Raw genomic sequence first — 12,788 nt, forward strand, 5'->3', positions numbered from 1 at the left:
CCATGATGCCGCTTTTTTTATGCAAAAAAAAACCTGCCGGGATTTGCAGGTTTTTTTTAACGACAATTAAAATTTAATGATAGGAGGGATTAACTCGAACAAAGAACCCGGGATGTTCTTTGTTATAACTATAACTACTATAAATCTATGAGACAAAGGTGCAACAAAAAAAAAGCAAAAAGTGAACAAATGAATAAGTGTCCGGACTTTTTTATCCAGCGTACCCGTTTATTGAATAAGTGTTAACTTTTTGACGAATTTTTATCCCTTTTTTGCATGAAAAACGGGCAAAAAAAATGTGTTTTTTGCCCGTTTTTGTCTCAATTTGTCCCTTTTCTCAAAATTTCGTTAATCTCTTTTCAAAATCAAAGCCGACATGGGACCAAGTTCAATCTCTTCTGAAGGGTAGGATAAACCATCAAGCAAATTGGTATACTTTGACTTTTCATCCAGGTTTACTTTTACAGATGCGTCTCCTGTGTTGAACAGTGCATAAACAAGGTCAGTGTTATTAAAGCGTTTATAAATCAATATTTTGCCTTTTGACTGCACAAATTCAAGTTTTCCATCAGACAGTACCTGGTTTTCTTTCCTTATTTTGATGAGTTTCTTGTAATAGGCCAGCATTTCACTGTTAAATTCCACATTGTCAAATGATTTGGGTCCTGGCTGAATGTTTGTTCTGGTTTCCTGTGTAAAAGTAAGGTTGTCCCACCACAAGGGCTTGCGTTCATCAGGATCGTCACCACCCCACATTCCAAATTCATCGCCGTTCCATATATGTGGGCTTCCTATGCTGGTAAATTGGTGCGCCAGGTAAAGTTTTACTCTTTGGTAAGTTTCCGGGTCGGGCCGGCCGCTTATATAGTTGGAGTCTTCATAAGGCGATGCATGGTATTTATATTTTCCTTTGTTGGCAAAGCATGAAAGTAACCGGGGGCTGTCATGTGTTGCATTAACGCACATCATTGAGTACCTGAAAGGTTCTTCCAGTCTGTTCCATTCCATTGTAAGGCTATCGGCAAGTTGTTGCGCATCTGCCAGGGGTTCTGCTGAGGCAAAGAAGCCTCTTGCAGGCCGGTATGCCTGATAAAACATTACAGCGTCAAAAATTTCAGAATTTGCATAAGGTGCCGGATTCATCAGATTATCCGGCCATTTTTCCCACCAGATTTCGCCCACCAGATATGCTTCCTGGTTTATTTCTTTGACAAATTTGCGGTAATCGCGCCAGAATCCCATAGGAATTTGATCGGCCACATCAAGGCGGTATCCATCAATGCCTTTCGAAATGTCTCCATCAGGAGCCAGCCAGCGCTGTGTGACATCAAAAATATGTTTTTTGGCACCCTCATTCATGTTTCCTTCATATGGATGGCCTGAGATTCTTTCGCCTCTCACATTTACTTTCTTTAGTTCAGGAAGGCTCATAATGTTCAGCCAGCCTTTGTAATTAAATTCATTTTGTGGTGTTGAAGGGTCGTCATAGGATAATACTTCATACCAATCTTTATAGGGTGAGTTTTGTTGGTTTTTGATTAAGTCCTGCCATGCCCAGAATAGTACGCCGGTATGATTCCATGAGTAATCAACAATTACTTTAATGTTGCGTTTGTGCAGTTCGTCTACAAGTTTAAGAAAGAGTTTGTCTGCCGAAGTCCATTTCCAGGTGCCTGGGTCACCCGGGTTTTCAGTTGCCATGATTGCCAAATCACCTTCAGGGTCGGGACCGAAGTTAATGTCAATATGGTGGTAATTTCTTGCATCGTACTTGTGAAGCGAAGGCGCATCGTTAATAGGGTTTAGATAAATAGCAGTGATGCCCAAATCTTCAAGATAATCAAGCTTGTCAAGAATGCCTTGTATATCACCTCCATACCGGCGGTGCTGCATGGTTTCTCTTAGCTCGCGACCGGTTTTTGCTGCCCAGCTTTCCTGTGTGTACCAATCAGATGTCCATGGGGTTATGGCCCAGTCATCGGGCACAGGAAACGATGCTGAAGGCGTTGAAATGGATGAAATTGTCGGGTCGTTACTTGTGTCTCCATTGTTAAAACGCTCTACAAATATCTGATACCAGATTACATTTTTTGACCAGTCGGGTGGGCCATTTGTAATGGCTTGTTTTACTTCCGAGTTACATGCTGATAACAACAGCATAAATAAAAAAAGTGCCGGATAAGATATTCTTTTCATAAGACTCTGTTTTTTGATGTTATGTTTAAATCAGATGGTGATTCTGAGGTTTGTCGGGTGGGTATATATGATGCAGCATCAGCAGTCATCCTGTCGTATGATAAACCATAGCCAATTAGATGACTGCAGAATTGCTCAGATAGTTGGATGTCATGTGGTATTGGGCCTCTGATTATCAGCTCGAAGCGCGTTTTTCAATGGAAACAGGAATTACTCTCGTTTGAAATTCTATAAAGGTAGCCGGGTTCTCAATTCTTCTGATAAGTATTTCAACCGCCTGGCGGCCCATTTCAAAACCTCTTTGTTCAACCGTAGTTAAAGGAGGGTGAGCTATACTGGCAATCGGATCATTCCCAAAGCCGGTAACCGCAATATCATCAGGGATTTTGTACCCATTTTCCTGCAATACCTGCATCACAGCAATGGCGGTAAAGTCATTTACAGCAAATATTCCGTCAATTTCAGGTGCCAGTTTTAAGATTTTATCTTTAAGGCCATATACTTCCTGGCGGGTGTCACATTGCATGATGTAGGAATCATGTTGACTGATATTGTAGTTGTATAAAGCTTTCAGGTATCCTTCTTTCCTTAACTTTCCAATCAATAAATGTTGAGGAGAGGCAAGATGCAGAATTTTTTTGCATCCACGTTCAATCAAATGGCTGGTGGCAATGAGAGCACCTTCAAAATCAGCTGTAACTACGCGGTCGGTTTCTACTTCTTCACATACCCTGTCGAAAAAAACCAAAGGAATGCCACTGTCAATTAAGTCTTTGAAATGGCCATGCTCCTCGGTGCTTTTGCTCATTGATACAAGTATACCATCAACTCTGTTATCCAGTAATACCTGTGTATTGATGACTTCTCGTTTATAATCTTCATTTGACTGACAAATGATTAATCTGTATCCCTTTGCATAAGCAAGTTCTTCAATTCCGCTAATGATGGAGGAGAAAAAGTGGTGAATAATTTCCGGAATAACCAATCCAATGGTATTCGAACGCTGCCTTTTAAGGCTTAATGCCAATGCATTGGGCCTGTAATTAACCTGATCGGCATATTCCTTTACAACACGTTTGGTCTCAGTGCTGATATCAGGATGATCCTTGAGGGCTCTTGATACAGTGGAAGGTGAGATTCCTAATGCCCGGGCTATGTCGTTTATCGAGATTAAGTTCGATTTCATTTCAGTTAATTAAACACGTATAATTAGATTTCCCGATAAAGATACATGATTCGTGTATAATAATCCTTGTCAACCGCAATAATTTCAAAAAAAATGGCTGATTGCTCAACTAAATCAGCCCGGCGATATTTTTTTTAAAATTATTATTACGGTGCAAACGATTGCGGAAACGTTTGCAAGTATTTTTTTGACTTTTCGCCCGAAATACTTGCAAAATCAGTGAATTATTTATTAATATTTTCTTAACATTGTGCCTCGAAAGCCGATGTTATTTAATGCTTTCAACTTAATTTAATAAAACATTTTAAAAAGTTTTTAATACTCCGGGCTAAACTGATTGAACAGACAATCGAAATTTTTAGTCTGGTGCTGATAAAATTTTACTGTTTTTTAACAATAGGATATTTGAGCTTTGTTTATTCATATATTTATGTGCAAGAATTCATATTATCTTTCTGATGGTTAATTTCAGAAAGAAGAACATGTAGAACAGGTTTTCTATATGTTTATCGACGATTTGATATTGCTTTCAAATGCGTTTACCAAGAAAGTTTTTAAACTGAATTTTCATCACCAATTAAATAATAATAAACCACCAACCAAAATCAGAATTATGAAGAAGCATTCTACATTGCTGAAAGTTCTGTTTCTTTTTCTGAGTCTGACTTTTGCTTACCAGGGTTTCGCCCAGGGAGTCAGGATTTCAGGGAAGGTTACAGATGCAAACGATGGTAAAACCATGCCTGGGGTTACCATTGCTGTAAAAAACACTACAACAGGCACGATTACAGATATTGATGGAAGTTTTTCCATTAATGTTGATAAAGGTGCAACACTTGTGTTTTCATTTATTGGTTACAACACCCAGGAAGTTGTTGTAGGCGACAAAACTAGCATTAACATTGTGATGGTTCCCTCTGTTACAACACTTGAAGAAGCAGTTGTAATCGGATATGGTACTGTTAAAAAAAGTGATGCTACCGGTTCGGTTGCTGTTGTTTCCTCTAAGGATTTTAACCGCGGAGCTATTACTTCTCCCCAGGAGTTGCTGGTAGGTAAAACTACCGGTGTGGTTATTACATCCAACGGAGGTGCGCCGGGCTCAGGAGCAACTATCCGCATCAGGGGAGGATCTTCTCTCAATGCCAGTAATGATCCTTTGATTGTTATAGATGGTATTCCGGTTGACAACACCGGGATTTCAGGTTCTGCTAACCCACTGGCTTCTATTAACCCCAATGATATTGAATCATTTACAGTATTAAAAGACGCTTCTGCAACCGCTATTTACGGTTCAAGAGCTTCGAATGGTGTCATTATCATTACCACCAAAAAAGGAGCTTCAGCCGGTGGTAAGAAAATGGCCATCAATTACAATGGCGCATTTTCGCTCAATACTGTACCCAATACATTAGAAGTATTCTCAGGTGATGACTTTAAAGTATTGGTTAACGAATTGAAAGATAAAGGCTTTTCAGGCTTAAGCGATAAATCTGTAAAACGTTTGGGAACTGCAAATACCGACTGGCAGAATGAAATCTATCGTTCTTCCTTTACTCAGGATCATAACCTGAGCATCGCAGGCAATGCAAGCAAGCTTCCTTACAGAGCTTCTGTGGGTTATACCAATCAGGATGGTATTTTGAAAGAAACCAATATGAACCGTCTTTCAGGCGCATTTAACCTGAGTCCGGTTTTATTGAATGATCATCTGAAAGTTGACCTCAATTTTAAAGGAAGTCAGTCTAAATATGAATTCAGTAACACAGGGGCTGTTGGTTCTGCAGTAGCTTATGATCCTACTCAGCCGGTAATGAATGGAAATACCCGTTTTGGCGGATATCACACATGGGTTAATCTGGCCGATACACTGGAAGATGGTTCAATGAATCCTAATGGTTATCCTAACCCAATCGGAGTGAGCAATCCTGTTGCTTTACTGAATCAAACAACCAACAATTCAACGGTAAACCGTTACCTTGGTAATGCTCAGTTTGAATATAAATTCCATTTCCTGCCCGAATTAAAAGCCAATTTAAATATGGGTTTTGATAAATCGAGCAGCGATGGTATAAATAATGCCCCGAACGAAGCAGCCTGGACATTCCGTCAGGGTATTGGTCAAAAAATTGACTACACCCAGGAAAAAAATATGGAGTTGTTGGATTTTTACCTGAATTATGTGAAGGAATTGCCTTCAATCAAAAGTAAAATTGATGCTACTGCTGGTTATTCATGGCAACATTTCAAAAGAGAAGGCGACAATTACTCACGCAACGGAGATGAAACGGTTGTTCAGGACAGTACACAGTACATCAATGAAAACTACCTCGTTTCTTTCTTTGGAAGGTTAAATTATACACTTAACGACAGATATTTACTTACTGTTACTTTACGTGATGACGGTTCATCCCGTTTTTCAGAAGATACACGCTGGGGTTTGTTCCCTGCAGTAGCTTTTGCCTGGAGGATAAAAGATGAAGGATTTGCCAGCAAACTCCAGAATCTGTCAGACCTGAAATTGCGCCTGGGTTATGGTGTTACCGGACAGCAGAATATTGGCGATAACTTCAGGGATTATTATCCATACCTGGCCACTTATGTCATAAGCGAACCTACTGCTTATTATCAGTTTGGCAGTAACTTCTATCCTACACTCCGTCCGAATCCTTATGATGCAAATCTGAAATGGGAAACAACCACAACCTATAATGTTGGTCTCGACTTTGGATTCTACGATAACAGAGTAACCGGAGCCATTGATTATTATTTCAGACAAACTGAAGATCTGATCGGATATATTCCCATCGCAGTTGGAAGTAACTTCTCCAATTACTTGACTACCAATGTTGGAAGTCTTGAGAATAAGGGAGTTGAACTGATGATTGATGTGAAACCTGTTATTACCAAAGATCTCTTATGGACTGTTGGTTACAATGTTTCATACAACAAAAATGAGATTACAAAAATTTCATTGAATGACGATCCTGAATATTCAGGTGTTCCTGTTGGAGGAATCAGTGGAGGTGTTGGTAATTTTATTCAGAACAACAATGTTGGCTTCCCTGCAAACTCGTTTTATGTTTATCAGCAAGTATATGATGATAACGGAATGCCTATTGAAGGACTGTACATCGACCGTAGCGGTCAGGGCGGAAATATTGCAGGTAATGAGTTGAATAAATATCATTACGAAAAACCTGCCCCTGATTTTGTTATGGGACTTTCTTCCACACTCAGATATAAGAAGTTTGACGCTGCTTTATCGGCAAGGGTTAACATTGGCAACTACGTTTACAATAATGTAGCTTCCGACAGAGCTGTTTACAGCAGTCTTTACAATCAGTCAGGCTATTTCAATAACCTGCCAACACAGGTAAATAATACCAAATTCAACACACCTCAGTACTGGTCTGATTTTTATATTGAGAACGCTTCATTCTTCCGTCTCGATAACGTTAGTGTTGGTTACAATTTTAACGAATTGTTCAACCAGAAGATCGATGCACGTTTTAGTTTCACGGTGCAGAATGCTTTTGTTATAACCAAATATAACGGATTGGATCCTGAGGTAGATGGTGGAATCGATAACAATTTTTATCCTCGTGCACGTACGTTTGTTTTCGGTGTAAACTTAAACCTCTAAAATGCGAATTGATATGAAAAAATACCTCAAAATATCGCTGGCTGCGTTGTTTCTTGCAGCCTTCACAACATCCTGTATCAAAGATCTAGATGTTGAACCACTGGATGAAAATGTATCTACTTCTGTTACCGTTTACGATAGTCCCGAGGCTTATTTGCAGGGGCTGGCCAAGCTTTATGCTTCGTATGCAGTTAGCGGACAGCAGGGACCTTCAGGTAACCCTGATATTGCCGGAATTGATGAAGGATTCTCAAATTATCTGCGTCAATACTGGAATGCACAGGAATTACCTACCGATGAAGCTGTAATGGCATGGAATGATGCAACAATTAAAGACTTCCACTGGCAGACATGGTCGCCCAATGACGTCTTTATTCAGGCTCTTTATTCCAGAATATTCTTCACTATTGCTGTTTCCAACGAGTATATCAGGGCAACCAAAGACAATACTGACCCTTCTATTCAGCGTTACAATGCTGAAGCAAGGTTTATCAGAGCTCTTTCATACTGGCATGCAATTGACCTCTTCGGAAATCCTCCTTTTATTACTGAGGAAGATCTTCCAGGTTCTTTCTATCCCCGTCAGATTAACAGGGCTGATCTGTTTACCTATATTGAAACAGAATTGAAGGACATTGAAGGAAAACTTGGTGCTCCCCGCTTTGAATATGGCAGAGCTGATCAGGCTGCTGCCTGGACGCTTTTGGCTAAACTTTACCAGAATGCTATCGTGTACATTGGCCAGGATATGAGCTCAGAATGTATCACTTATTGTACAAAGGTGATGGACGCCGGATATCAGCTGGCTCCTGCTTATCAGAATAATTTTGTTGCTGATAACCACACAAGTCCTGAAATCATCTTTTCTATCAACTATGATGGAGATTATACCCGTTCATATGGTGGTATGGTTTACCTGATTCATGCAGCCATTGGCGGAACCATGCCGGCAGCTGATTTTGGCGTTGGCGGAGGCTGGGGCGGTATTCGCACTACCAAAGCTCTTGTTCAGAAGTTCTATCCTAATGTTACAAGCAAAGGCCTTTATTCATCTCCTATTCCTCGCAGGCTGAAATCTGATTATCCGGTAATTTATGTACCGGGTAATTATATGACACCTGAATGGGACCCCGCAAATTCTACTCAACTGGCTTCGGTTAACAGTGATGGCAACTACGAAGGTTACATTTATGTTGAAGCAGGTAAGGAATTTAAATTTACCGATGGCCCGGGATGGGATGTAAACTATGGCGATGATGGTGCCGACGGTACACTTGATGCTGGCGGAGCTAACCTTACAGTGGCTGAAACCGGGTACTATAAGCTGAATGTTAACCTCAATGATTTTACTTACACCATTGTAAGAACTGATTGGGGTGTGATTGGCTCAGCAACCGCTAATGGTTGGGATGGTGATCAGAATATGACTTACGATCCTGCTACCGGAATGTGGAATGCCATGCTTGACCTTGTTGCAGGTGAAATTAAATTCCGCGCCAATGATGGTTGGGATATCAATTATGGTGATACCGGAGTTGATGGCATCCTCGATGCAGGTGGCGATAATATTGCCATTCCTGAAGCCGGAACTTATATTGTAACAATGAAACTGGGTACACCTGATTATACTTATTCAGTTGTAAGAAACAGTTATGATAAACGCGCTATGTTTTGGAGCGATGGTCAAACCCTTGACATTGTTGACATTGGTCAGTTTACAGAGGGATATGCCATTACAAAATTCAAGAATGTGAATGCTGATGGCTCAGAAGCCGTTCATCCTCACCCTGATTTTGTTTGCACCGATTACCCGATGTTCCGTTTGGCTGATGTTTATCTGATGTATGCCGAATCAGTGCTGAGAGGTGGCGGAGGAAATGCAGGTACAGCCCTGGATTTGGTCAATCAGCTCAGGAAAAGGGCTTATGGCGATGAATATGGAAATGTTACAAGCAGCCAAATGGACCTGAACTTCATCCTGGATGAACGTGCCCGCGAACTTTATTGGGAAGGTCACAGACGTACTGACCTTATCAGGTACAACAAGTTTACCACAGCTGACTATTTGTGGCCATGGAAAGGCAGAACTCCTGAAGGATCTGCAACCGGAGCATTCCGCAACTTGTATCCGATTCCATCTGCTGATATGGGAGCTAATCCAAACTTGAAGCAAAATACTGGTTATTAAGAATTTAAAATATATCTAATATGAAAAAAACACTGTTTTTCATCATAGCCCTTGCCGGAATTGTAGTCTTCAATTCCTGTAAGAAGGAGGGAAATGAACCGGTACTTGTAAAGTCAGGTAATCCGGTGATTCACTCCCCCGAAACTAATTCAACTTTTGTTCTTCTTGAAGCCCAAAAAGATGAAGTATTTACTGAATTCAACTGGGATGCTGCAGAATATAATATTTCTGCAGGCAGAAACTGGAACCTGATTAATGAAGATAAATTGGGTGAGGTTACTTATACCATTCAACTGGATACGGAAGCCGATAATTTTAGCAGCCCGATTGCTTTAACAGCAACAACTTCTACCAGTTTTTCACTAACAGTAGGGGAAATGAATGGCAAATTAATTGCTATGGGTCTTGCCACAGGGGAAGCGCATACTATGGTACTTCGTATCATGGCTGACATGGCCATTGAGTCTCCTGCTGATAATGTGTATTCAGAAACTGTAAAGTTTACTGTTACTCCATTTGCTGCTGAAGTAAATTATCCTCCTATTTATTTGCTTGGTGATGCTACTCAGCCAGGTTGGGACAATGCAAACGCTCTGCCTCTGCATGCTTTCAATACTACACAATTTGCCATTGTGGCTAATTTGGGTGGTGAAGGCAAATACCTGAAATTTATCCAAACTCTTGGTCAGTGGGCTCCGCAATGGGGTACTGATGGTGGAACCAGCGAAAGCGGACCACTGGTATTCCGTGAAACTGAAGCCGAACCTGATCCAGCTGCAATTCCTGCACCTGCACTTGAAGGCGATTACAGGATTTTTGCTGACATAGCAAACCTAACCTATACCATTACAAAAGCTTCCGAAACACTTTACCTGCTTGGTGATGGCACTATCCCGGGCTGGGATAATGCAGCAGCATTGCCAATGACTAAAGTGTCTCCGGGCTTGTTCGAAATTACAACTACTCTATCAGGTGGTGCAACTTTCCTGAAGTTTATCGAAACACTGGGTCAGTGGGCTCCTCAGTATGGTACTGATGCAAACGGAACTTCTGATTTAGGAAATCTGGTACTCAGACCAACCGAAAGTGAACCCGATCCTCCTGCAATTCCTGTTCCTGCTTCAGCAGGTACTTATAAAATTACAGTTGACCTGGCAAAAATGAAATATACAGTAGTGCCTGTAAACTAATATTTTTGCATATTGTCTAAAAACGGGCTGTCCGAAAGGATAGCCCGTTTTGTTTATTGCGACATGTAAGGCTGATTGTTGTACTTTTGCCTCAAAATATTTTTTAATGGGAAGAAAAGAAAAAGGAGCTCCGCTCATTCTTGAGCAGGTTGAAATTCTGGATGCCGGAGCCGAAGGTAAAGCCATTGCCAGACATAACGATATGGTGATTTTTGTTCCTTTCGTTGTGCCGGGAGATGTGTGCGATATTAGGATTGTAGCCCGTAAAAGGCGCTTTTTTGAAGGCAGAGCTGTTAAATTTCATCATTTTTCTGATAAACGTATTGAACCGGTATGCAGTCATTTTGGTATTTGCGGAGGATGCAGATGGCAGAGTATGGATTATCAGCAACAGCTCTTTTACAAGCAAAAGCAAGTGTCTGATAATTTTAGCCGTATCGGACATCTTGAATATCCTGAAATCAGGCCTATACTTGCTTCGCCGGTTACAGAGTTTTATCGGAATAAACTGGAATATACATTTTCTGACTTCAGATGGCTTACCGAAGAAGAGATGAATATGGCTCCGGAAGAGCGGGATATGGACGCACTGGGGTTTCATATCCCCGGAATGTTCGACAGGGTGATTGATATTGAGAAATGCTATTTGCAGCCCGAGCCTTCAAACCGGATTCGGCTGGAATTAAAAAAGTTTGCAAAACAGCAAGGCCTCTCATTCTTTAATGTAAGAACCTTTACCGGCGATCTCAGAAATGTAATTATCCGAAATACCAATACAGGAGACCTGATGGTGATTATGGTTTTTGGTGTGGATGAGGCTGATAAAGTTAAACTGGTTATGAATTTTCTGGAGGAGAATTTTCTGATGATTACTTCTTTATATTATGTAATTAATCTGAAACAAAATGACTCCATCAGTGATCTTGAACCGGTTTTGTGGAAAGGAGAAGCCTTTATGACTGAGAAGATGGAAAATCTTCATTTCAGGATTGGGCCCCTGTCATTTTTTCAAACAAATTCACGCCAGGCTCTTGAACTCTACAGGGTTGCACGCAGTTTTGCCAATCTTCAGGGAGGTGAACTGGTCTACGATTTGTATACCGGCACAGGTACTATTGCCAATTTTGTAGCTGATAAGGCTTCTAAAGTAATTGGTATTGAATATGTTGAGCCTGCTGTTAAAGAAGCTGCCTTAAATTCCGAAATGAATAACATCACCAATACTGCATTTTATGCTGGTGATTTGGTAAAAGTACTTACTCCTGAATTTATTGAAGCCAATGGCAGGCCTGATGTGATTATTACTGATCCTCCCCGTGCCGGCATGCACGAAAAGGTGGTCCTGAGAATCATGGAAGCCGCCCCGGCTAAAATTGTTTACGTGAGCTGCAACCCGGCTACTCAGGCACGCGATATCAGCCTGATGGCTGAAAAATATAAAATTACCGCTGTGCAGCCGGTTGATATGTTCCCACATACGCATCATGTGGAGAATGTTTGTTTGCTTGAGCTTAAATAATCTGGAAATAATAAATGCCAGCGCTTGTTATCTGACGCTGGCATTTGTTTTTTAGTTTAACGGGATAGCTCCGGAGTATAGCCGGGAATTTGGTTCCACGGTATAGTGGTTCTTTTTTTTACAAATGTTCTCTTACTTGTTTGAGCAAATCATTTATATCAAGGCTTTCTCCTTTTTGTGTCAGGTGCGACGAACTGTAAAATGGTTCTCTTTTCTCAAGATGATTTTTGATAAATCCCGGTAATTCATGCTCTGGTTTACCTTGAATCAACGGCCGTTGCTTTTTGGCGTTCATCAGCCTTTTTGCTAAAGATTCCGGTTGCATTTTCAGGTAAACTGTAACTCCTGAACGATTCATTAAAGCCATGTTGTCATAATAGCAGGGAGTTCCCCCTCCGGTTGAGATAACAATATTTTTTCTGGAGGTAAGCGACACAAGTATAGAATGTTCAAGAAGCCGGAAAGCATCTTCACCATCTTCGGCAAATATTCTTTGTATCTCTTTTCCGGTCATTTTTTCAATTTCTTCGTCCAAATCAATGAAGAGATACCCCATTAACTTTGAAAGTTTTTTCCCTGTGGTAGATTTTCCACTACCCATATATCCTATCAGAAAAACCGGTTTGCCCATTTTGCTTAATTTTTAACAAAGATAGGAAGATGAGGTAATAAGAAACTTGTGTATGCCTGATTGCTGAACACTTTTTTGAAAGATGCCATTGATGCAGAAAATATATCCCGGAGCTAACCGGCATAAATGTGCGTAATCAAATGCCATTGCTCAAAAATAATACGTTTTCTGTATCTTTGGTTGTCGGCAGCTATATGAAATCACTTTGTATACAGTCCGGCTTTTATTCCAG

At 40.7% G+C, this 12,788-nt stretch carries 7 protein-coding genes; 4 read left to right on the plus strand and 3 right to left on the minus strand.

Annotation, left to right across the window (positions count from 1 at the left end; translation table 11 throughout):
- Nucleotides 1-348: 348 nt before the first annotated feature.
- Nucleotides 349-2,196, minus strand: coding sequence for an alpha-amylase (locus H6541_12480; GenBank protein ID MCB9016605.1), 1,848 nt, complete (start codon nucleotides 2,194-2,196; stop codon nucleotides 349-351).
- Between the two features lie 175 nt (nucleotides 2,197-2,371).
- Nucleotides 2,372-3,382: a LacI family DNA-binding transcriptional regulator gene (locus H6541_12485; protein MCB9016606.1), complete on the minus strand. Its 1,011-nt coding sequence runs from the start codon at nucleotides 3,380-3,382 to the stop codon at nucleotides 2,372-2,374.
- Between the two features lie 613 nt (nucleotides 3,383-3,995).
- Between H6541_12485 and H6541_12490 the strand changes: the two genes are divergently transcribed.
- The 4 genes from H6541_12490 (at nucleotide 3,996) to rlmD (ending at nucleotide 11,925) form a co-directional block, all read left to right on the plus strand.
- Entirely contained in the window at nucleotides 3,996-7,028 is a 3,033-nt protein-coding gene (locus H6541_12490) for a TonB-dependent receptor (GenBank protein ID MCB9016607.1), read from the plus strand.
- A 13-nt stretch (nucleotides 7,029-7,041) separates the two neighbouring features.
- On the plus strand, nucleotides 7,042-9,216 hold the full coding sequence (locus H6541_12495; GenBank protein ID MCB9016608.1) for a RagB/SusD family nutrient uptake outer membrane protein: 2,175 nt from the start codon (nucleotides 7,042-7,044) through the stop codon (nucleotides 9,214-9,216).
- A gap of 20 nt (nucleotides 9,217-9,236) precedes the next feature.
- Entirely contained in the window at nucleotides 9,237-10,406 is a 1,170-nt protein-coding gene (locus H6541_12500) for a SusE domain-containing protein (GenBank protein MCB9016609.1), read from the plus strand.
- 106 nt (nucleotides 10,407-10,512) lie between these two features.
- Nucleotides 10,513-11,925: a 23S rRNA (uracil(1939)-C(5))-methyltransferase RlmD gene (gene rlmD / locus H6541_12505; protein ID MCB9016610.1), complete on the plus strand. Its 1,413-nt coding sequence runs from the start codon at nucleotides 10,513-10,515 to the stop codon at nucleotides 11,923-11,925.
- A 118-nt stretch (nucleotides 11,926-12,043) separates the two neighbouring features.
- Here rlmD and H6541_12510 read toward each other — a convergent pair whose 3' ends face one another.
- Nucleotides 12,044-12,556: a shikimate kinase gene (locus H6541_12510; GenBank protein MCB9016611.1), complete on the minus strand. Its 513-nt coding sequence runs from the start codon at nucleotides 12,554-12,556 to the stop codon at nucleotides 12,044-12,046.
- Nucleotides 12,557-12,788: the final 232 nt, after the last annotated feature.

Source organism: Lentimicrobiaceae bacterium (genome assembly GCA_020636745.1).
Classification (GTDB): domain Bacteria; phylum Bacteroidota; class Bacteroidia; order Bacteroidales; family Lentimicrobiaceae; genus Lentimicrobium.

Coding starts and splice junctions, on each gene's coding strand:
- H6541_12490 (MCB9016607.1), top strand. CDS start 3,996: ATGAAGAAGCATTCTACATTGCTGAAAGTTCTGTTTCTTTTTCTGAGT.
- H6541_12510 (MCB9016611.1), bottom strand. CDS start 12,556: ATGGGCAAACCGGTTTTTCTGATAGGATATATGGGTAGTGGAAAATCT.
- H6541_12480 (MCB9016605.1), bottom strand. CDS start 2,196: ATGAAAAGAATATCTTATCCGGCACTTTTTTTATTTATGCTGTTGTTA.
- H6541_12485 (MCB9016606.1), bottom strand. CDS start 3,382: ATGAAATCGAACTTAATCTCGATAAACGACATAGCCCGGGCATTAGGA.
- rlmD (MCB9016610.1), top strand. CDS start 10,513: ATGGGAAGAAAAGAAAAAGGAGCTCCGCTCATTCTTGAGCAGGTTGAA.
- H6541_12500 (MCB9016609.1), top strand. CDS start 9,237: ATGAAAAAAACACTGTTTTTCATCATAGCCCTTGCCGGAATTGTAGTC.
- H6541_12495 (MCB9016608.1), top strand. CDS start 7,042: ATGAAAAAATACCTCAAAATATCGCTGGCTGCGTTGTTTCTTGCAGCC.